General features: G+C 29.6%; 21 protein-coding genes. 9 read left to right on the top strand and 12 right to left on the bottom strand.

The features are described 5' to 3' along the window. Positions 1-16: 16 nt before the first annotated feature. The gene (locus tag CLLT_RS06065) at positions 17-451 is read left to right on the top strand and encodes a hypothetical protein (RefSeq protein ID WP_070256488.1); all 435 of its coding nucleotides are present in this window, start codon (positions 17-19) and stop codon (positions 449-451) included. Positions 452-516: 65 nt separating this feature from the next. Continuing rightward, a complete protein-coding gene (gene cetZ, locus CLLT_RS06070) occupies positions 517-1,812 on the top strand; it encodes an energy taxis response protein CetZ (protein ID WP_070256486.1) in 1,296 nt (431 codons plus the stop codon). An 18-nt stretch (positions 1,813-1,830) separates the two neighbouring features. On the opposite strand, the gene CLLT_RS06075 is transcribed toward cetZ, so the two are convergent. The 8 genes from CLLT_RS06075 to CLLT_RS06110 all read right to left on the bottom strand — a co-directional run bounded on the left by CLLT_RS06075 (position 1,831) and on the right by CLLT_RS06110 (position 11,080). After that, positions 1,831-2,988: a metal-dependent hydrolase gene (locus CLLT_RS06075; protein WP_070256484.1), complete on the bottom strand. Its 1,158-nt coding sequence runs from the start codon at positions 2,986-2,988 to the stop codon at positions 1,831-1,833. Continuing rightward, positions 2,985-3,887 (bottom strand): NAD(P)H-dependent glycerol-3-phosphate dehydrogenase, encoded by a 903-nt coding sequence (locus CLLT_RS06080; protein ID WP_074692684.1) that lies wholly within the window; start codon positions 3,885-3,887, stop codon positions 2,985-2,987. Before CLLT_RS06080 ends, CLLT_RS06075 begins: the two co-directional genes overlap by 4 nt. A 2-nt stretch (positions 3,888-3,889) precedes the next feature. Then, on the bottom strand, positions 3,890-5,308 hold the full coding sequence (gene gatB, locus CLLT_RS06085) for an Asp-tRNA(Asn)/Glu-tRNA(Gln) amidotransferase subunit GatB (RefSeq protein WP_074692683.1): 1,419 nt from the start codon (positions 5,306-5,308) through the stop codon (positions 3,890-3,892). Positions 5,309-5,432: 124 nt separating this feature from the next. Further along, entirely contained in the window at positions 5,433-6,113 is a 681-nt protein-coding gene (locus tag CLLT_RS06090; RefSeq protein ID WP_012661912.1) for a F0F1 ATP synthase subunit A, read from the bottom strand. 295 nt (positions 6,114-6,408) lie between these two features. Continuing rightward, positions 6,409-7,749 (bottom strand): DNA repair protein RadA, encoded by a 1,341-nt coding sequence (gene radA, locus CLLT_RS06095; protein WP_074692681.1) that lies wholly within the window; start codon positions 7,747-7,749, stop codon positions 6,409-6,411. A gap of 30 nt (positions 7,750-7,779) precedes the next feature. Next, complete coding sequence (locus tag CLLT_RS06100; RefSeq protein ID WP_074692680.1) at positions 7,780-9,672, bottom strand: motility associated factor glycosyltransferase family protein; 1,893 nt, start codon at positions 9,670-9,672, stop codon at positions 7,780-7,782. Further along, positions 9,669-10,535, bottom strand: coding sequence for a signal recognition particle-docking protein FtsY (ftsY, locus tag CLLT_RS06105; protein ID WP_074692678.1), 867 nt, complete (start codon positions 10,533-10,535; stop codon positions 9,669-9,671). Before ftsY ends, CLLT_RS06100 begins: the two co-directional genes overlap by 4 nt. Then, entirely contained in the window at positions 10,535-11,080 is a 546-nt protein-coding gene (locus CLLT_RS06110; RefSeq protein WP_074692677.1) for a TlpA family protein disulfide reductase, read from the bottom strand. The genes ftsY and CLLT_RS06110 overlap by 1 nt, the downstream gene beginning before the upstream one ends. 67 nt (positions 11,081-11,147) lie before the next feature. Between CLLT_RS06110 and CLLT_RS06115 the strand changes: the two genes are divergently transcribed. From CLLT_RS06115 to CLLT_RS06130, 4 genes are read left to right on the top strand one after another with little or no spacing between them, the layout of a single operon-like run. Next, positions 11,148-11,777 (top strand): 5-formyltetrahydrofolate cyclo-ligase, encoded by a 630-nt coding sequence (locus CLLT_RS06115; protein WP_074692675.1) that lies wholly within the window; start codon positions 11,148-11,150, stop codon positions 11,775-11,777. Then, entirely contained in the window at positions 11,701-13,254 is a 1,554-nt protein-coding gene (rny, locus tag CLLT_RS06120; RefSeq protein WP_070256465.1) for a ribonuclease Y, read from the top strand. Before CLLT_RS06115 ends, rny begins: the two co-directional genes overlap by 77 nt. Positions 13,255-13,262: 8 nt before the next feature. After that, the gene (locus CLLT_RS06125; RefSeq protein WP_074692674.1) at positions 13,263-13,826 is read left to right on the top strand and encodes a DedA family protein; all 564 of its coding nucleotides are present in this window, start codon (positions 13,263-13,265) and stop codon (positions 13,824-13,826) included. Beyond that, entirely contained in the window at positions 13,823-15,079 is a 1,257-nt protein-coding gene (locus CLLT_RS06130) for a ComEC/Rec2 family competence protein (RefSeq protein WP_074692672.1), read from the top strand. Before CLLT_RS06125 ends, CLLT_RS06130 begins: the two co-directional genes overlap by 4 nt. Here CLLT_RS06130 and CLLT_RS06135 read toward each other — a convergent pair. From CLLT_RS06135 to CLLT_RS06145, 3 genes are read right to left on the bottom strand one after another with little or no spacing between them, the layout of a single operon-like run. Further along, positions 15,026-15,838 carry a YihY/virulence factor BrkB family protein gene (locus CLLT_RS06135; protein WP_074692671.1) on the bottom strand — a complete coding sequence of 271 codons (813 nt, stop codon included), beginning with the start codon at positions 15,836-15,838 and terminating at the stop codon, positions 15,026-15,028. The genes CLLT_RS06130 and CLLT_RS06135 overlap by 54 nt on opposite strands. Then, positions 15,838-17,220, bottom strand: coding sequence for an FAD-linked oxidase C-terminal domain-containing protein (locus CLLT_RS06140; protein WP_074692668.1), 1,383 nt, complete (start codon positions 17,218-17,220; stop codon positions 15,838-15,840). Before CLLT_RS06140 ends, CLLT_RS06135 begins: the two co-directional genes overlap by 1 nt. Beyond that, positions 17,220-17,930, bottom strand: a complete 711-nt coding sequence (locus tag CLLT_RS06145; RefSeq protein ID WP_081352037.1) for a plasminogen-binding N-terminal domain-containing protein — start codon at positions 17,928-17,930, stop codon at positions 17,220-17,222. The genes CLLT_RS06140 and CLLT_RS06145 overlap by 1 nt, the downstream gene beginning before the upstream one ends. 127 nt (positions 17,931-18,057) lie before the next feature. Here CLLT_RS06145 and CLLT_RS06150 point away from each other — a divergent pair, with 127 nt between their 5' ends. The 3 genes from CLLT_RS06150 to tpx are packed head-to-tail and all read left to right on the top strand — an operon-like array spanning position 18,058 to position 21,090. Next, on the top strand, positions 18,058-19,215 hold the full coding sequence (locus tag CLLT_RS06150) for a peptidoglycan DD-metalloendopeptidase family protein (protein WP_070256459.1): 1,158 nt from the start codon (positions 18,058-18,060) through the stop codon (positions 19,213-19,215). Between the two features lies 1 nt (position 19,216). Continuing rightward, positions 19,217-20,560, top strand: coding sequence for a magnesium transporter (gene mgtE, locus CLLT_RS06155; protein ID WP_070256456.1), 1,344 nt, complete (start codon positions 19,217-19,219; stop codon positions 20,558-20,560). Between the two features lie 11 nt (positions 20,561-20,571). Then, positions 20,572-21,090 carry a thiol peroxidase gene (gene tpx, locus CLLT_RS06160; protein ID WP_074692664.1) on the top strand — a complete coding sequence of 173 codons (519 nt, stop codon included), beginning with the start codon at positions 20,572-20,574 and terminating at the stop codon, positions 21,088-21,090. Here tpx and CLLT_RS06165 read toward each other — a convergent pair. Continuing rightward, complete coding sequence (locus CLLT_RS06165) at positions 21,087-22,472, bottom strand: replicative DNA helicase (RefSeq protein WP_074692663.1); 1,386 nt, start codon at positions 22,470-22,472, stop codon at positions 21,087-21,089. The genes tpx and CLLT_RS06165 overlap by 4 nt on opposite strands. Positions 22,473-22,474: the final 2 nt, after the last annotated feature.

Here is a 22,474-nt window from a genome sequence, read left to right on the forward strand (position 1 = left end):
TAAGGAATCTTCACAAATGACCTTTTATCTTTTAATTAGTGCAATAGCTTTTTTAATTCTTTTTTTTGCTATTAAAAAATATACATTAAATTTAGATGAGCAAACCTTACTTGAACCCATTAAAAGTGATATCTATCCTGAGTTTTGCGATCTTATTAATGAAGAAATAAGAAATATCAAAAACAATCTTTTACAAAATACCTTTACGCTTCAAAATGAAAATAATAAAGATGAATTTTTGGAAAATTTAAGCGATATGAGTAGAAAGCTTAACCATATTCAAACTATGAATTTAAGTAAAAAAAGCAACGCTTTATGGGAAAAAGCTCTTTTTGGGTTTTTAAAAGAGCTCGAAAAACTTAATGAGCAATACTTAAAGAATAGTGACGAGATTAATGATTCAATCAGAACTTCTTTACAAGAAAAATTTTCTAATTTAACAAAAAACTAACATAAACAAATTATTTATTTCAAAAAATACTTTATAATTTTAAGCTATTTTTACAAAGGAAATTTATGTTTGTCAATAAGAAAAAAATCAATGAGCAAATTACTCAATTAGAACAATCTAACCAAGCTTTTCAAGATATACTTAATGCTATAAGTAAAACTATGGCGATGATAGAATTTCAAACAGATGGAACCATCATTAGTGCTAATGAAAATTTTCTAAAAACTATGAATTACTCTCTAGATGAAATTAAAGGAAAACACCATAGTATGTTTTGCTTGCCTGAAGTAGTAAAGTCTCAACGCTATGGTGATTTTTGGAAAGATTTAAAAAGCGGTAAATCAAGAAATGGTCTTTTTAGACGCATCGCAAAGGGTGGAAAAGACATTTATCTTGAAGCTAATTATCTTCCTATTTTAGATCAAAATAACAAAGCATATAAGGTTATTAAATTTGCCAATGACATTACTCAAAGACACTATGAGATGCTTGATTTAAAAAATACCATAGATGCAGCTAATCGTTCTATGGCAATTATTGAATTTAATCCTTATGGAGAAATTCTAAATGCCAATGAAAACTTCACTCAAACAATGGGTTATTCACTAGGTGAAATCAAAGGAAAACACCATAGTATGTTCTGCGAGGAAAAATTTAGAAATTCCAAAGAATATACAATTTTTTGGGAAGAGCTAAGAAGTGGTAAATTTCAATCAGGAAAATTCATACGCCTTGGTAAAAACAACAAACTAATCCATTTAGAAGCAAGTTATAATCCTATCAAAAATGATGATGGAGAAATTTACAAAGTTATCAAATTTGCAACAGATATTACCGAGCAAGTTGTAAGAGATGAGGAGAAATTGAAGCTCATTAGTGAATTAGCTGAGCAAAATGATAATTTAACTCAAGAAGGTGATAGCGTTATAGAAAATACGGTTCAAAATATTCAAAGCATTGCTGATATGATGAATAATAGTAGCAATCTCGTATCATCATTAAATGAGCAATCAGAAGAAATTAAAAATATCATTCAAACTATTAGCGATATAGCTGATCAAACCAATCTTTTAGCTTTAAATGCAGCTATTGAGGCAGCGCGCGCAGGTGAACATGGTAGAGGTTTTGCCGTGGTTGCTGATGAAGTTAGAAATCTTGCCGAAAGAACTGGACACTCAGTAAATGAAATCACTACTACTATTAATTCTATTAGAAATGTAACAGCTGAAGTGGTGCAAAGTATAAAAGATGGCTTGAGTGGTGTAAATCAAAGCGTGGATTTAGCCAAAGAAGCTAGAGAGTGTATGGAAAAAATTAGAAATAGCTCAGCTCAAGTAGCGCAAGCTATGCAGGATAAATAAAAGTTTTTAGCTTAAAAGCTAAAAACTTTTTCCTGCTATAAAGCTTTTTTCTACCTTACCCTGCAAGATATCATTTGCATATAAACCTTCTCCTTCAAAAGAAAGATTTTCTTCAAACACAACTAAATCAGCATCAAAACCAAGTTCTATTTTACCTTTGTTTAATCCTAAAAATTGTGCTTGATTATAACTTGTAAAATCACATAATTCTCTCCAAGTTAAAATACCTTCTTTTACTAAATATGTAAAGCATAAACTCATATACATAGCTATAGCATTAATTCCAAAATCTGCTTCATCAAAAGCCAAATCTTTTTTAGTGCTAGGAGTATGCAAAGAACTTAAAAAAGTAATTTTTCTATCTTGAAGTAATTTTTTAAGACTTATTAATTCATTTTTTGCTCTTAATGGAGGTAAAATTTTTGCTTGAGTATTAAAATTTTCACAAGCGCTTTCATCTTTGATTAAATGATGGATTGAAATTTCACTATATTGATCATGTAACAATTCAAACGATCTTGCAATTGCTAAAGAGTTAAAACAAGCTTTGTTTTTATAAAACTCCACTAATTCTTTCATTTTTGCTACTTCACTAATTTCAGCTATATTGCTAATTCCTATAAGTCCTAATTCAAAGCTTGTTTGTCCATCATTCATCACCCCATGATCATCAAAATTCTCATCAAAACACTTTAAAAACACAGGAGTTGATTTCATATTGGCATATTGCATGCACTGTCTTAAATAATTTGCGCCTAAAGTGCTTGAAAGCTCTAAGCCTTTTGCACCCATATCAATTAAGGTAGCAATATTTTTTAATTTTTCTGTTTTATCTAATACATTAATAGTGGGTAAAATATTAACATCTAAAGATTTTAGTTTATCAAAATAAAGCGCATAACCTTGAGTGTTAGCTTCTAAACTATCTTTTAAAACAATAGTCCCTACTCCGCCTTTTAAGCATGCTTTTTCTAGATTATATAATTTATCTATACTAAATTCATTATCAAGCAAACTAACATTTAAATCAATAAACGAAGGAAGTAAAGTTTTACCTTTTATATCAACAATATACTCATCATCATTTAAATCATTAGCAATTTGAGTGATTTTTCCATCTTCTATTTTAAGATCAAGTACTTGTTCACCATAAATTTTTGCATTTTTGATAATCATGATATTTCCTCCTTTGATGACATCAAATCTTTCAAAGATTCCCAAGCATTTTTACCCTCTAACATTAAAACTACCTCATTGACAATCGGAGTATAAATTTGAAATTGTTTTGATAAGGCATGTATAGCATAAGCAGTTTGCACTCCTTCGGCTACCTCTCCAAGTTCTATTAAAATATCTTTTATATTTTTACCACTAGCCAAGCTCGAACCTACCCTATAATTTCTTGATAGATTACTAGAAGCTGTTAAAAATAAATCTCCAGCCCCACTAAGCCCTAAAAATGTTTCTTCTTTAGCATTAAAAAATTGTCCAAAGCGGTGCATTTCCACTAAACCTCTTGAGACTAAAGAAGCTCTTGCATTATTGCCTAAATTTAAGCCATCGCAAACTCCGCTTGCAATCGCTAAAACATTCTTATATGCACCACAAATTTCAGCACCTTTAACATCAGAACTTGTATAGGTTTTAATATAGTTTGGAAAAAAACTTGCAAATTGATTACAAAGTGCTTGATTTTTACCACTAATAACCAAAGCGCAAGGTTTTTTTTCTAGCACTTCGCTTGCAAAAGAAGGTCCACTTAAAAAACAAAGTCTATCGCTGCTTATAAACTCGCTAAAAACCTCATCCATAAATTTTAAACTTTTACAGTCAATACCCTTAGAAGCTACAAGAATTTTTTGATTTAAATCTTTAAAATTATTTGCAAGCCACTCATGTATTCCTTGAGCATATAAAGCAAAAACTAAATATTCATACCCTAAAGCTTCTTTGGTGCTAACAAAATAAGAAAGATCTTTTTCATGAAAAGAAGTTATCACACATTCATTTTTAACACTCAATGCATCATATAAAGCACTTCCCCATTTTCCCGCACCAATAATTGCTATTTTCATATTTAACCAAGTTTTGCTTTTAAAATTTCATTAACTTTTGTTGGGTTAAATGCCCCTTTGCCCTCTTTCATCGTCTGTCCTACAAAAAATCCAAATAATTTATCTTTTCCGTTTTTGTATTCATTCACTTTATCTTGATTGTTCGCTAAAATTTCATCAATAATCTTTTCAATAGCACCATCATCACTGACCTGTTTTAAACCAAGTTTTTCAATAGCATCATCGATTTGAACTTGGGTATTTTCAAACACATAAGCTAAAATATCCTTAGCTGCTTTAGCACTAATAACACCTTCTTCTATGCGTTTGATTAAAATAGCTAGTTTTTCTTGTTTTATAGGTGAGTTTTCTATAGTTAACTCACCTTTTAAAAGTCCCATTAACTCAGTTGTAAGCCAAGTAACACAAAGTTTTGGGTTTAATTTTTGATCAATTAAATACTCAAAATATCTACAAAGCTCTAATGAAGAAACAATCACTTCACTATCACTTTCTTTAATACCTAACTCACTAACAAATCTAGCTTTTTTCTCATCAGGAAGTTCAGGTATATCTTGACTTAGCATTTCATCATCTAACATTACAGGTAAAAGATCAGGATCAGGAAAATATCTATATTCGGCAGAATCTTCCTTGCCTCTCATACTTCTAGTAACCAAATTAACCGTATCAAATAATCTTGTTTCTTGCACAACTTCTTGATCGTATTTTCCATCTTCCCAAGCTTCACTTTGGCGTTTTACTTCATACTCAATCGCCTTTTGGATAAAACGGAATGAATTTAAGTTTTTAATCTCTACTCTGGTATAAAGCTTATCATCACCCTTTGGGCGAATACTTACATTAGCATCGCATCTAAAACTACCTTCTTGCATATTTGCATCTGAAATATCTAAAAATCTTATAATAGAATGAAGCTTTTTTAAATAAGCCACTGCTTCATCAGAACTTCTAAGTTCAGGCTCGCTAACGATTTCAAGCAAAGGTGTGCCTGCTCTATTTAAATCTACTTTTGAAAAATTACTCTCGTGTATATTTTTCCCTGCATCTTCTTCTAAGTGAGCTCTAGTAATACCTATACGTTTATTTTCTCCATTTATATTAATAAACAATTCTCCATTTTCTACTATGGGAATATCAAATTGCGAAATTTGATAAGCTTTTGGCAAATCAGGATAAAAATAATTTTTTCTATTAAAAATACTTTTTTTATTTATAGTTGCATTAACTGCTTTTCCAAATGCTATAGCTTTTTTCACTGCTTCTTGGTTTAATACAGGCAAAGCACCTGGCAAAGCTAAACATGTTGGACATACATTAGTATTTGATTTTTCTCCAAAAGAAGTTGCACATGAGCAAAAGATTTTTGTTTTTGTATTTAATTGTGCATGAACTTCAAGTCCTATAACAACTTCAAACATTAAAATTTTCCTTAGAATTTTTTGTTTATTCTAGCGTTTTTTATTTCAAAAAGAGTTTAAAAAAGAAAAAAAGAGAAATATTAAAAAAGAAAAAAAGCAAAAAATATTTTTTGCTTTTTAAAAATTAATGTTGTTCATCAACTACAGTTGCACCTGCTAAATAAACATAAGTTAAAATCATAAAAATAAATGATTGTAAAAATGCCATAAAAGTTAAAAGTATATAAGCAGGTAGTGGTGCAACCCAAGGCACAAGAGCTAAAATAACTGCTAAGAATAAATCATCTCCCTTGATATTGCCAAATAAACGGAAAGATAAAGAAATAACTCTTGAAAAATGAGAAACCACTTCTATAGGAAACATTAAAGGTGCTAGAATTTTCACAGGTCCCATAAAATGCGCAAAATATTTAAAAAATCCTTGAGTTTTAATGCCTTCAAAATGATAGTATACAAATACTATAATTGCTAAAGTTGCACTAAAATTTAAACTAGCACTTGGAGCTTCAAAACCTGGGATGATTCCTATGATATTACTAAAAAACACTATAAAACCTATAGTTGCTACTAAAGGCAAATATTTTCTTGCTGCTTCTTCGCTTCCCATGGTATCTTTACCCATGCTTAAAATGCCTTCCATATAAGCTTCAGCTAAATTCTGACTACCTCTTGGAACAATTTGCATGGATCTTGTAGCAAGTTTTGCTAAAATTAAAGAAATTACAACCACTATACCCAAATGAAAAAAGTAAGCAAAAGTGTGACTAGAATCTATAAAAGAACTAAATAAAAATAAATCCTTCATTAAAAATCCTTAGCAGAATAATTATTTCAAAACTAATATTATAAAAAAAATTTGCTTATATTTTAATGAAAATTCATTTTATTCACACAAAAATATCCACCCAAAATAGTAGGTTTAACTTAAGTTTTTAAATAAATTTTTATACATAAACAAAAGATCACAATTTACAATAATATTTTATACTTAGATATCTTTTTGATTATTTTAAATGTATTTCATCCCATAAACTTTTTATTCTATAGAAACAAAATCTAAATTTTTGTTGAATTTTTTAAAAATCAAAATATTTCATATTTTACATCCATTCTAAAACCTCACGTAATTCTTTAGCTATAAAACATTTTAAACCTGGTTCTTCCATAGGCTTAACTGGTACTATGGCGTTTTTAAATTTTTGCATTTTTGCTTCTTTTAAACGCGCATCAAGTGAAAATACTTCTTTGATTTCACCATTTAAGCTAAGCTCTCCTATAAAAACACTATCTTTACTTAAAGGACGGTTTTTAAAACTAGAAATAATCGCTGCAACTACCGCTAGATCAGCTGCAGTTTCGCTGATTTTTACCCCACCACTTACATTAATAAAAACATCATAATGTCCTAAAGGAATTTCAAGCTTTCTCTCAAGCAAAGCTATAAGCATATCCAAACGATTTTTTTCATAGCCTGTTGCACTACGTTTTGGGTAAGCACTTTCACAAACTAAGGCCTGAATTTCCAACACCAAAGCTCTACTGCCCTCCATTACCACACTTAAAGCACTACCACTTACTGCCTTACCACGAGTAAAAAATCGATTAGCTATATCTTTAGCGCTAATTAAACCCTTTGAGGTCATTTCAAAAATACCAACTTCAGCAATATTCCCAAAACGATTTTTAAAACCTCTTAAAATTCTTATTTCTTTATTAGCATCACCTTCAAAATAAAGCACCACATCTACCATGTGTTCTAAAATTCTAGGTCCTGCTATCGCCCCATCTTTGGTAATATGCCCTATGATAAAAGTACTAATATTATTTGCCTTAGAATAACGCATTAATTCAAAAGTAATCTCTCTCACCTGAGTAATGCTACCCGCAGCTGAAGTGATTTTGTTAGAATATAAAGTTTGTATAGAATCAATAATCAAAATTTCATAGTCTTTTTTAGAAAGCTCACTCAAAATATCATCCAAACAAAGCTCTGTGAGCAAAAATAAATTTTCACAATTTGCATTCAAGCGATCTGCACGTAATTTAATTTGCGACTTACTCTCTTCACCACTTACATAAAGTACTTTTTTACCACCTTTAGCTAGATTTGAAGCAATTTTTAACAAAAGCGTAGATTTTCCAACTCCTGGGGAACCTCCTATCAATACCAAAGAGCCCACAACAAGCCCACCGCCTAAAACTAAATCAAGCTCATTATCATCAGTACTTATACGCGTAAAATTTTCTACCACAACATCGCTAATACACACAGCAGAACTTGGAGTGTTTGAAAGCGAGTTTAGCTCTTTTAAAACTTTAATTTGCTCTTGTTTTAATTCAACAAAACTATCCCATGATCCACACTCAGGACATTTTCCAAGCCATTTATTTTGTTGATTTCCACAAGCTTGGCATTCAAATAAAATTTGTTTTTTAGCCATTTAATCACCTAATTTTTAAAAAATTATATATTAATTAGCTTTTAAATTTCTTTTTACAAGCTCTTCTTTTAAAGGATTTATATTGCTTTTAATCTCTTCTTTTAATAATTTAATATTTGCTATTAAAACTTCAAATAAAAACGTATGATCTTTAATCCATATTATATTTTTACCAAGCCATTCTTCTTCATTTTTAGGATTTAATACATAAATTCTTGCTAAATTAAATTCAAATTGCTGCAAAAAAGGTCTAATAAATTCGTATAAAAAACTTTTACAATACTCATCAAGCTTTGTTTTATAAATATCTAAATCATTTATACTTTTAATTATTAATTCTTTTTTATCTTTAAATGCTGTTAAATTTTGAATTTTACTTTCTGCTTGAATCAAATTTTCAAAATAGCACTCAAATTCTTTAATAAATCGATTGCAAAACTCTAAGTTATCATTAATTATCTTATAACTTTGCAATAGTAAATCATCTTGAGCATTCTTATCTAATGCCGATGGTTTTTCAAAAGGCTTTGTTAAATTTTCATCTAAAAACTCTTCGCAGCATTCTTTAAATGGTTTTTCTATAGTTCCTTCTATCCTAGCACCACCTTCTGTAGCATTATAAAATTTAAAACCTTTTTTCTTAGCTATATAATTTTGTATAGTGAGTCTAAATGTATTCCACATAAATCTAGTTTTAATTTGTTTTTTTCCACCATAAGATACAACATAAAGTTCAGTATTTTCTTTAACAAATTTTTCACCATAAAAATAATCTTTAGCATGCGAACTACCATCTTCGCCATATGCTAAATCTTGACCTATCAAAATGATATTTTCATGATTAAAATCACACGCTAATTGCAAAGCATTGTAAGCAACAGTTCCACCTGATGGAGATTTTCCAAAATCAAACAAATTCAATTTATCAAAAAATATAGTAGGATATGGGATTAACAAAAATTTTCTATCAGTGTTTTCTAAATATTCAATTGCCAAAGGATGGACTAAAGTCAATAAAACAAATACTATATTATCATCTATATTTTTATAGTTTTGTTGTATTAGATTTGAAGCCAACTTGGTTCTTTCACTTGCTAATACAAAATCAGGTTTAATGTCGTTTTTTGCTAAAATAGAATAAGCACTATCAACGCAAAATATACTAAATTTATCTTGATATTGTTTAAGTAAAGGGAGTTGTTTACTTAAAGATGGGCCCGCAGCAACAACAATAGCCGATTTTACTTTTTTATTTTGTTTTAACCATAAATTTTTTAAAGGTGGATTTTGTATCATTTTAGGCAAATTATAAATAAATTGTGTTAAACCTTGTAAAGCATCTTTTATATCATTACCCTGATAAAAAATTACATTTCTTATAATATTGATAATTTTTTCATTTAAATTCAATATATTTTCATGGTATATTTCATAATATTCATTATGTAAATGCAAATCATAAAGTCTTAAAAAATTAAAAAATGGGGGAGTTTGAAAAAAATTCATTAAATCTAACTCAGAAATATCACTATTTAAAATTATAAGTCTTTGTTCTTTTAATTCTTGAGAAAAATCTATAAAATTAAAGGCTAAATATAAAATTTCAAGTTCATCTTCAAAAACAACTATATGCTTTAAGTGATGATTTTGCAATAAACTTTTATATAAAATTCCATTGCCAAAACCATAAAAATACAAAATAGGATATAAAAGATATTTATCATTATAAAAAGAAATTTTTTCTTGCAAATGCAAATTTGGATTTTGATAAATTGGGGTATTGGTTTGTATATTTAAAAAATTTAACTCTATATACCCCCCCCCATTTTCTATTTTTTGAAATTGATTTATTTTTATATCTTTTAATTTATTATATAAATAAGGATTATTGAATGCGGCTAAATTTTTTGATAAAAAACTCATTTAAAAATAGGCTCCAATATAGCGTCCAAATAATCTTTAACGCTAAACTCACACAAATCTTGCATTTTCTCCCCTACTCCTACATACAAAATAGGAAGCTCAAGCTCTCTTGCTATGCTAAATAAAGCCCCACCTTTTGCGGTTCCATCAAGCTTTGTAATTACCACACCATCTAGCTTTACAAGTTCATTAAAAGCCTTAGCTTGTAAAATTCCAGCCACCCCTTGGGTTCCATCAAGAACAAGAATTTTTCTATGAGGAGCTCCTTGCATGGCTTTGTTGCTTATACGGACAATTTTTTCAAGTTCATTAGCAAGATTTTTTTGATTTTGCAAGCGTCCTGCTGTATCTAAAATAACTCTGTCATAGTTTTTTGCCAAAGCTTTAGAAATAACATCATATGCAACTGCTGAAGGATCATGCCCTTGCGAAGTAGCTATGATATCCATGTCTAACTTTTGCGCCCATAATTTCAGCTGTTCGATTGCCCCTGCTCTAAAGGTATCGCAAGCTCCCAATATAACTTTTTCGCCATTTTCCTTATGCAAATGTGCCATTTTGGCAATACTTGTAGTTTTACCTACACCATTTACGCCTAAAACTAAATCCACAAAAGGCTTAGCATTAGCAAGTTCTGGCTTATCATAGATAAAATAAGTCCCCATAACGCGTTCTAAGTCAGCTTTTTTAACCTCATCACTTGGAGGAAGGTAATAAATAATTTCTTCAACTATCTCATATGCCACATCAGCTTCTAAAAGCATTTCTTCTAACAAGTCTTTAGTAACAAGCTTATTAGAGGCCTTAACTAAATGAATACTTTCTAAGGTTTTTTTTAAACCATTTTTTAAAAATCCCAACATTACATTATCGCTTTTTGTATATCTATATCTAACATTTCTTCAGGAATTAACCCTAAATACTCTTTAATCTTCTCGCCTTTTGCATTAAACAAAACCATTGTTGGCACAGCACTAACACTTAGTATCTTAGAAAAAGCAAAATTGCTCTCTCCTATAGCTACTGGAAATTTCATTTTTTCATCTTCTATAAAAGTTAATATTTCTTGCTCCTTATTCTCTTCCAAAAAAAGCGCTATTACTTCAAACCTATCTTGATATTTTTTATTTAGATTGTTTAAATGTGGAATTTGAGCCTTACAAGGTGCACACCAAGTCGTAAAAAAAACAAACAACTTAGCTTTAGCTGTATCATCAAAACTAAATTCTTGTTCATGATATTTCACATACATTTTTCTACCATCTAAAAATTTCAAAGTAAAATCAATATTTTCACTTTGAGTTAAACTTGCATTGTCTGTATTTTCAGTACTAGAATTTTCTTTATCACTAGAGCACGAAGTAAAAAATATCATAATAAAAATTACTAAAAAAATTTTAAATTTCAAGTCTTATCCTTATGATTTTTTAAGCTTAAAAGTATAACATAAAAAGTTAAAAACTTTAAGGAAAGCCTTGATAAAAAACAATTTTAGAATAAAACAAAAATCCAAAATGCATTTAAAATTAAAATATCAATACAAAAGGGATTTTTTGGTTTTTCAAGAAATAAAGAAAATTTTAAATTTATACAAAAATTGTAAAAATATCCTTATATATATCCCTTTAAAATATGAAATCAATCTTTATAAATTCAGGCATTTTCTAACAAAAAAATATCAAATTTTCGTTCCATTTATGCAAGATAAAAGTTTAAAGGTAGTAAAATTAAGATTAGCTCTTGAAAAAAAGAGCTTTGGGGTATATGAGCCAAAAGATTCTTTTTTGCAAACTCGCATTGATGTTGCGATTATCCCTGTAATAGGCGTAGATGCAAAGTTAGGAAGAATCGGTCATGGTCAGGGTTTTTACGATAGGTTTTTTGAAAGCATTTCTTATAAAAAACCTTTGGTTATTTTTACGCAGATGATAGATGCAAAATCTGATCAATTTTTTAGCCAAGATCATGATATAAAAGGAAATTTTTATATAAACCCTTATAAAAAATATTTTAGGAAAGTTAAAAACAATGATAGAAATATTAGTCGCATTAATAGCCGTTTTTATAGGCGGAGGGATTGGGTATGTAGTCGCCAAAAAGATTAATGATGCAAATTTCAATATCTTTTTAGAGCAAGCAAAAGCAAAAGCAAAAGCCATTGAATACGAAGCTGAACTAACACTTAAAGATGCTAAAAATTCAGTTGCTGAAGCTGAATTTACAGCAAAGAAAAAATTTGATGACAAAATTCAAAAACTGCAAAAAGAGCATTCTATTAAGCTAGAAGAGCTTAATAAAAAAGAACAAAACCTTCATTATCAAGAAAAACTTCATGAGGAAAACAAAAACAAATTAGCAAAAGAGCAACAAACTATAAAAGCCTTACATGAGGAAAATGAAAATTTAAAACAAAATTATGAAACAAAGCTTAGTGAGGTGTTAAAAATTCTTGAACATTCAGCTGGTCTTACACAAGAAGAAGCAAAAAATATAGTTTTACAAAAAGTAGAAGAAAACTCAAGAGCTGAGATTGCTCATATTGTTAGAAAATACGAAGAAGAAGCTAGAAATGAAGCCAAAAGAAAGGCTAATTTTATCTTAGCGCAAGCTACTTCAAGATTTGCAGGGGAATTTGCTGCTGAGAGATTAATCAATGTAGTAAATATCAAAAATGATGAACTAAAAGGTCGTATTATAGGCAAAGAGGGAAGAAATGTTAAAACCTTAGAAATGGTTTTGGGTGTTGATATTATCATCGATGATACACCTGGAGCAATTATAGTGAGTTGTTTTAATCTTTATAGGCGTGCCATTGCTACAAAGGTAATAGAACTTTTGGTTGAAGATGGAAGAATCCAACCTGCAAAAATAGAAGAAATTCATGAAAAAGTTTGTAAAGAATTTGAAGATAATATCTTAGAAGAAGGTCAAACTATAGTAATGGATTTAGGACTTAATAATATCCATCCTGAAATTGTAAAATTAATAGGAAAATTAAGATATAGAGCAAGTTATGGCCAGAATGCATTAGCGCATTCTTTAGAAGTGGCACATTTAGCTGGAATCATAGCAGCTGAGTGCGGCGGGGATGAAAAATTAGCAAGAAGAGCTGGAATTTTACACGATATAGGCAAGGCTTTAACGCATGAATTTGAAGGATCGCATGTAGATTTAGGAGCCGAACTTTGCAAAAGATATAAAGAACATCCTGTTGTGATTAATGCTATTTATGCTCATCATGGGCATGAAGAAGCATTTAGCATAGAATCAGCCGCAGTTTGTACAGCAGATACGCTAAGTGCAGCCAGACCTGGTGCAAGACGCGAAGTTTTAGAAGCCTTCTTAAAAAGAGTGAGTGAACTTGAAGATATAGCAAAAAGCAAAGAAGGGGTTAAAAAAGCATATGCAATTAATGCTGGTAGAGAAATTAGAGTTATTGTTAATGCAAAATTAGTTAATGATGATGAATCAGTGCTTTTGGCTAAAGAAATAGCTGAGGAAATTCAAGAAAAAGTTCAATACCCTGGCGAAATAAAAGTCAATGTCATCAGAGAGCTTAGAGCTATTGATTTTGCAAGATAAGGTTTTTCATGCAAGAAATGATAGATAATCTAAGTACTTATGGGTATTTGATTTTATTTTTTTATTCTTTTGGTGGTGGTATGGTTGCTATACTTGCTGCAGGAGTGCTTTGTGCAAGTTCTACTAAACTTGATTTACATTTATGTATATTTTTAGCCTTTTTGGCTAATACTATAGGTTCAACCTTGTTGTTTATCTTGGGAAAATACTATAAAAAAGACATAATGCCTTATTTTAAAAATCATAGAAGAAAAATCGCTCTTGCTATGATGAAAATCAAAAAATATGGTGATTTGCTTTTAGTGGTGCAAAAATTTATTTATGGAGTAAAAACTATAGTACCTATAGCAGCAGGTCTTTGTAAATTTAGCTTTGTAAGATTTTTTATCATCAATACCTTAGCTAGTTTGATTTGGGCTGTTGTTTTAGGTTATGCTGGTTTTATTTTTGGAAATACCCTAAAAGAAGCTTTTGAAGTATTTACCAATTATCCTTACATAGCTCCTGTTTTTATAATCACTTTAATTTTTATTATATGGTTATATTTATCACGCTTTTCTAAGAAAAAATGAATTTAAAATTCTCTATAAAAGAAACCTATAGAGAATTTTTTATTTTATTTTTATGTTTTTTAGCAATTTTTACTTTAAATATCATTTATGAATATAAAAAATATCAAAATTTTAAACTTACTAAGCATTTATTACTTAAAGATAACATCGTTTTATCTTCTTATGAAAAAACTAATAAAAAAGGTAAAAAATATCAAGTTTTAAAACTCAAAAATTCTGATTTTATTTTTTACACCACTAGCTTTAAAGATCTAAATTTAAGTAAAAATGATGTGATAAATCTTAGAATTATCACTAAAAATATTAACTTTAAAGATTATCTTAGTAAAAGCTTTTATGCGCCAAGTTATGATTTTAACAAAACCAAAACACAAAAAGAAAATACCTTAATAAAATATTTTTTAAATCAACATCATAATGAAAAAGTCAAAGAATTTTATGGGGCTTTATTTTTTGCAAAAAATGTATCAAGTGAACTTAGAAATGATGTAAATTTTTACAATATTGCACATTTAATTGCTATTAGCGGATATCATTTAGGCTTGTTGTTTAGCTTTTGCTTTTTGATTTTTGCTCCTTTATACGCTTTTTTTCATAAACGATATTTTCCTTATAGAAGTTTAAAATTTGATATTAGTATTTTTGCTTTCTTGCTTTTAATTTTTTATATATTTTTAATAGATTTTAGCCCTTCTTATACAAGAGCTTTATTAATGAGTCTTTTTGCTTTTTATTTATTTAGTAAAAATATTAAAATACTCAGTTTTAAATTTTTATTTTTAAGTATAGCATTTTGCATTAGCATTTTTCCAAAACTTCTTTTTAGTGTTGGGTTTTTATTTTCTATTTTGGGAGTTTTTTATATTTATTTATATCTTCATCATTTTAAAGATCAATTTTCAAATTTTACTCATGTTTTTTTGCTAAATATCTGGACTTTTTTAGCAATGATCATCCCTGTCTTATACTTTTTTCCTCTACTTAGCTTTCAGCAATTTTTAGCTATACCTTTAAGCTTAGCCTTTGTGATATTTTATCCTTTGGTTTTAATCTTGCATATTTTTTCTTATGGAAATTTATTAGATTTATATTTAATGCATTTTTTTGAGTTTAAAATGCATGCAATTAATCTATCAATACCTTTTGTGTTTTATTGTATTTATTTAATTTTATCCTTAATCGCTATATTTAATAAATACTTAGCTCTTTTTGTAGTTTCTCTTGGGCTTATTCCCTTTATTTTCTTGATTTAAAAGCAAATAAGCCTTTAATCCCAAAAGATAAATAATCCAAGAAATATAAATCCACAAAAAGAAAAATAATATTACAGAAAAAGAACCATATACATTTAAATAAGTTTTATTATATACAGCATAATACACAAAAATCATCTTAGAAATATACCAAATTACAGAAGCACCAAAAGAACTAATAAGTAAGGCTTTTAAATCACCTTTTTTGCTTACTGAACTTGAATAAGATACAAAAAACAATGCCCATATAATCACATAAGGTAAAATTTCAAAAAAATTTAAAGCAATATTAAAATCATCTAAGGTTTTTTGTATAAAACCTGAAATATAAAAACTCACACCAAGTCCAAGTGGAGTTAAAGTTGCTAGCGTCCAATAAGAACTTATACTATGCCAAAGATTTTTAGAATCTTCTTCTAAAAGCTTATTAATCACATAATCATAACCTGAAAAAAAAGCCAAAGAAGTCAAGGCCATAGCTAAAAGTCCTATAAGTCCTAAATTTACGCTGTTTTTTAAAAAGGTATTGATGTATTGTATGATTAATTCTTGTTGAGTTGGGATTAAAAAAGTAAAAATTAAATTTTTAATTCTTTCTTGATACATTTCAAAACTTGGAATTTGAGTAAAAACCCAAAAACACAAAAACAAAAGTGGTATTAAAGATAAGATAGTATAAAAACTCAAAGCCGCAGCATAATTTAAAATTTCTTTATCTCTTAAAGCTAAAAGAATTTTAAATAAGTTTTTAAAACTCATCAAAGTCCCATTTTGAAAGGATTGAGTATATTATTTGGATCAAATGCTTTTTTGATATTTCTCATTAAGTCCATTTCAGCTTCGCTAAAAGCAAGTTTCATAAAAGGAGCTTTTGAAATGCCTATGCCATGCTCTCCGCTTAAAGTCCCACCTAAAGAGACTGTAAGCTTAAACACCTCTTCCACAGCCTCGTAACCCTTTTTAACTAATTCAGGATTGTTTTTATCACTGACCATTACATTAGTATGCACATTCCCATCACCAGTATGACCAAAACAAGGGATTTTAAAACCATATTTCTTAGAAATTTCAGCTATGCCTTTTAAAAGCTCAGGCAGTTTTGAACGCGGTACTGTAATATCTTCATTAAGTTTTAAATTTCCATACATTGCTATACTTTGAGAACAATTTCTTCTAGCAAACCAAATATCAGCTGCTTCTTGTTCATCTTTTGCTATTTTAAACTCTCTTACACCAGATTCATAAAAACTCTCTTGCAAGATTTTTAAATCTGCTTCAATAGCTTCTTCTACATTACCATCTACATCAGCGATTAAAATCGCACCCGCGTCTATAGGTAAGCCTTTTTGGAATTTTTGCTCTAATGCTTGTATGCTTAATTGATCTAAAAATTCCATAGATACAGGGGTTACACCTTTAGCTAAAGTTTTATAAACTGCATTCATCGCCTCATCAATGCTGTTAAAAATCCCCATAGCTGTCTTTTTAAACTTTGGTAAAGCAACTAGTTTTAAAGTAATCTCACTAAGTACAGCCAAAGATCCCTCGCTTGCTATTAAAATTCCAGCTAGGTTATAACCCGCTACATCTTTTATGGTTTTTTTACCCGCTCTAATGATTTCTCCATTAGGCAAAACAGCTCTTAGAGCCATTACATAATCTTTAGTAATGCCATATTTTGCAGCCCTCATGCCCCCTGCATTTTCACTTACATTTCCCCCCAAAGAAGAATACTCCATACTAGCAGGATCAGGCGGATAAAATAAGCCATATTCTTTTACTTTTTCTTGTAAAGCCACATTTATCACACCAGGCTGCACTACTGCGACTAAATTTTCAAGATCAATTTCTAAAATTTTATTCATATGTTTTTCAAAGCTTAGCACCACTCCGCCATTAATAGCTAAGCTTCCACCAGTAAATCCACTACCTGAGCCCCTAGGAATGACGATGATTTTATTTTCATTGCAGTATTTTAGAATTTGACTAATATCATTTTCATCTCTTGGAAAAAGCACTCCATCAGGCAAATAATGCTTTTTAGTAGCATCATAACTATATGCTCTTTTGTGAATGGGATCAAAATGCGCATTTTCAACCCCTAAAAGATCTTGAAAAAATTTTTGATGAATTTCTTGCATTATTTTTCTCTAGTTAAGCTAATTAATTTTTCATAATATACATAATAATTTCCAATAGCCTCATCATTTAAGCTAAAAATATCACTTTTATAACCTGTAATTCTTGAATAAAATGGAACCTGTAAACTTTGAGCTTGCGGTATGTTAAATTCTTTTATCTTGCCAAAGTCTTGACAATCAACTATCTCAGCTTTATTTTCTAAAGCTACTACTAAAAGCCCAACGGCATTTTTTGAACAAAAAGATCTAAAATCTGATCTTCTTGGGGTTTGGCGGTATTCTTGTATCATATGTGCGCCAAATAAATCAGGATGTAAAAAATAAAGTCCATTTAATTTTTGTGCTATAAAATCATACACATTTTTATCAGGAGCTATAATCAAAGCTCTATCGTATAAATAATTTAAAACTATTTTATCCCCTACTTGTGGTAATACATTTGGTAAAGGCATGGCATCTTGAGCTAGCATATCAAAAACTTTAAATTGTAATTTAACTAAACCATCTTCACGCCCTATCACACTAGCTCTTGCAATGATAGATTTTTGTGTATCAATTTCATGTACAACTATACCACTTGAGTGCAATAAAATCCTAGGATCATCTTTTATATAACCATAAATATCATCTACTTTTTCAAGTTTTGTTTGTATTAAATCAAAATTTTTAGCTTGCAAAAATGCTAAAAAACAACAAAGTATTAAGATAATTCTTGACAATTTATACTCCTTAAAAAAGTGTAAAAAATAAATTATATTGTTTTTTCCTTACAAAATTGTAAGAAAAATTAAGTAAAATACAAATTTATGTTTAAATTTTAGAAGGCTTTGGGTTATCATGAAAAAAATTTTCATATCTTTACTTATATCCATAAAACTTTTTGCTATTTCAAGCGTTGAAGAACTTTCTTGGGAAAATGGCAAAACTTTACTTGATTTTTTGCAAGATCATTCTATACCACTTAATTTATATTACAATCTTGATGGAGAAGATAAAGAACTAAGCGCAGAAATTGCAAGTGGCATTAAATACCAAATGCTAAAAGATGAGCAAGGAGAACTTGAGCAAGTTTTAATCCCAATTAGCGATGATTTACAAATTCATATTTACAAAAATATAGAAAATAAATTCGTATTGAGTTTTACCCCTATTTCTTATACTAAAGAAAAAAGAACTATCCGTGTAGCTATTAACAACTCAGCTTATCAAGATGTTTATGATGAAAGTGGCAGTGTAACCTTAGCAAGAGCCATGGTAAGAGCTTTTAAAAATAGTGTTAATTTTAAAAATGTCAGAAAAGGCGATAGTGTAGTATTAATTTATGAGCAAAAAAGAAGACTAGGAAGACTTTTTGGCGATATTAGTATCCAAGCAGCTTTAGCTAATATTAGAGGTAAAGAATATTCTGTATTTTTATATAAAGATTCTTATTATAATGCCCAAGGAAAAGAACTTGAAAATTTCTTTTTAACCAAACCTGTTAAATACACAAGAATTTCAGATCGCTTTACTAGAGCAAGATATCATCCTATATTAAAACGATATAGAGCGCATTTGGGTATTGACTATGCTGCTCCAACGGGCACTCCGGTTAAAAGTGCAGGAGATGGAACAATTAGCTTTGTTGGAACAAAAGGTGGTTATGGTAAGGTTGTGCAAGTAAAACATGTATCAGGCTATATGACTTTATATGCTCATCTTAGTCGTTTTGCTAAAATCAAACGCGGACAAAAAGTTAAACAAGGCCAAGTGATTGCTTATGTAGGCTCTACTGGTATGAGTACTGGACCGCATTTGCATTTTGGACTTTATCTAAATAACAAAGCAATTAATCCTGAAACCATAGTGAAAATTCCAAAATCAAGCCTAAGCGGTAAAAATAAAGAGGAATTTTTAAAAATGGCAAAAGAGTATGAAAATCGCTTGCAAAGCATTGATGAAAACTATAAAAATCCACCAAAAGAACAAAATATAGAAAATTCTATGGAGCTTTGAGATGATGAATGATTTTTTAGAAGCACAAGAACTTTTAAAAAATATTTCCAAAGATCAAAGCACCTATGAAACCAATGAAGCCCTAAAGACTATCAAAAGATACAATGAAGAGCTTTATTTGCAAACTCTTAAATCTTTTGATACTTACACACTTGCAAATATAGCTACTATAACACCCGAACATATCTTAGAAGATATTTTAGAACACTTAAGCATTATAAAGATTGCAAAAGCAGTAGAAGAGCTTGAAAGTGATGATGCAACAGACTTAATTAAGCGTTTTGAAGAACTAAATCCGCAAAAAACTTTAGCTATTTTAAACCGCTTAAGTTCCGAAGATAAGGAAGAAATTTTACGCCTTAAAAATTATGATGAAAATACTGCTGGTGCTTATATGCAAACAGAAATTTTCACAGCTTCTATTGATGAGAGTATAGAAAAGGCTATAAAAAGATATAGAATTTTAAAACACTCAGGGCAAGTAGATCAAATTTTTCAAGTTTATATCATAGATAACCAAGGAAAGCTTTGTAATGCTATCAATCTAAGCGATCTTTTACTTTGGGATTTTAAACTAAGTTTTGCAGATATTATTAAAAATAATAGCGAAAAATATAAAAGCTATAGCATAAAAGATCATGAAGATATACAAAAGGCTATTGATATAGTAGAAGATTATGATTTAAGTGTTTTGGCTGTTATAAATGATGATGGAGTGCTTTTGGGTAGAATTACTTATGATGATATCCATGATTTAATCCAAGAAAATGCAACAGAACAAATTTATAACTTAGCTGGAGTTGATGCAGATGTTGAAGAAGAAAGTGCTTTTAAAGCAGCTAAAGCTAGAGCTTTTTGGCTTATGATTAATCTTACCACCTCATTAATATCAGCTAATATCATTAGTCTTTTTTCAGGTGAAATAGAAAAACTTGTAGCTTTAGCGATTTTAATGCCTATAGTAGCTTCTATGGGAGGAAATACTGGCTCACAAGCTTTAGCAGTAACAGTTAGAAAACTCTCACTCAATGAAGTAGAATTTAAAGATGCAAAAAAAGTTATATTAAGAGAGAGTGGTATATCTTTACTAAATGGCTTTATTTTTGCAATTATTATGAGTATAATAGCTTTCATATGGTTTAAAACAGCTCTTTTAGGACTTGTTATAGCCTTATCAATGCTAATTAATCTAGCCTTAGCTGGCTTTGTAGGTTCTTTTGTGCCATTAACATTAAAAAAATTTAAAATCGATCCTGCGGTAGGATCAAGCGTAGTGATCACTGCAATTACTGATGGTTTGGGATTTTTTAGCTTTTTACTTTTAGCAAAAATGATTTTATTATAAAAAGGAAAACTATGTCAAGCATTACATACAAAGATCAAAATATAGAACTTGCAGGAGTTGAACTAGAAGTTGGCGATAATGCTCCAAGGGTGGTTCTAAGAACCAAAAACCTTGCCCCAGTAGAAATAGCACCACCTGGGAAAACTCAAATTTTATTAACCATGCCCAGCTTAGATACGCCAGTATGCTCAAAACAAGCCAAAGAAACTAATAAAAGACTAGCTTCTATGAAAAATATTGAAGTTATTATTATTAGCATGGATTTACCTTTTGCTATGGATCGTTTTTGTGCCACTGAAGGGGTTGATAACATTATAACTGCAAGTGATTTTGCATTTAAAGATTTTGGCATAAACTATGGGGTATTAATAAATAATAGTATATTTGCAGGGTTATTAGCAAGAGCAGCTTTTGTAGTTAAAGATGGAAAAATAGTGTATAAACAACTCGTGGAAGAATTAATGGGAAAAATTGATTTTAGGGATTTAGAACTTTTTATGCATAGAAATTATGGTTATCCTTTGAATTAACCTTCAAAGTTTGTAACCACAAAATCTTCTTTTGGAGCTTCAATAAAGCACGATTTTTCTTTCAAAAAAAGCAAATCCACATGCCCTACAGGACCATTTCTATTTTTACCTATAATAAGCTCAGCCTTTTCTTGCACAGGATTTGGCATAAATTTTCTCTCATAGGTTTTACCTTCATTTTTGGCTTTATTTTCTCTTTCTTTTTCTTCTTGCTCTCTATAAACCTCATCTCTATATACAAACAAAATCGTATCTGCATCTTGTTCTATAGCGCCACTTTCTCTTAAATCACTAAGCATAGGACGCTTATTTGCCCTGCTTTCTAATGAACGATTAAGTTGGGAAAGTGCTACAACTGGCATATTTAATTCTCTTGCTAAAAGTTTTAAGCCTCTTGAAATTTCGCTTACTTGCAAATGCCTATCATTAAAAGCTGAATTACTCATCATAAGCCCTATATAATCAACCACACAAAGCTCAATGCTTTCATCTTGAGCTTTAATTTTTCTTAAAATTGAGCGAATATCAGCTATGCTAGCATAACCACTATCATAAATATAAAGATTTTTTTGCGCATATTCATTACAGGCATCACCCACCCTACTCCACTCATCATCATTTAAATCAGCAATTAGAATTTTTTGCAAAGCAATGGAAGTTTTTGCACTGATTAATCTTTGCATGATTTGCGTAGCAGGCATTTCTAGCGAAAACATCACAACGCCTTTATTTTGTCTTAGTGTTTTTTCTATAAAATTTAAACAAATTGTAGTTTTTCCCATACCAGGGCGTGCAGCGATGATTACAAGATCGCCAGGTTTAAAACCCTTTGTCATTTTATTAAGCTCACTAAAGCCTGTATCAAGTCCCAAAATATCTTTATTTTCAGCCTCTTTTTGCTTTTTAAACTCATCCATAAGCTCAGACATCACCATAGTCATATCTTTAATACTATTAGAATTTACTCGGTTAGTAAGATTAAAAATTTCTTTACCTATTTCGTCTGAAATTTGAGAAATACTTTTATCTTCATTTACCCTTGTAGGTATAGTATAAGCAAAATTTAAAAGCTGGCGTCTAATGGACTTTTCTCTTAGCTCATAAGCGTATTTGCTCACATCTGCTATAGAAGTAGTGGCTAAAACTTCTGCTAAAATTTGCTCATCTATTTTTTTGTGTTTTCTTATAAAACTTGCACTTATAGGCTCGCCAGCATTTACGCAAGCTAAAATAGCTTTATAAATATCTTGATGAGCTTTGAGCGAAAAATCATTAATCTCAATATCAGAAGATATACTAAAAAAAGAATCTTCGCTGTAAATACAAGAACTAAGTATAGCTCTTTCTAAATCTAAATCAAAATGTTCATTATTTTGACTCATAC

It is taken from the genome of Campylobacter lari subsp. lari (assembly GCF_013372185.1).
Classification (GTDB): domain Bacteria; phylum Campylobacterota; class Campylobacteria; order Campylobacterales; family Campylobacteraceae; genus Campylobacter_D; species Campylobacter_D lari.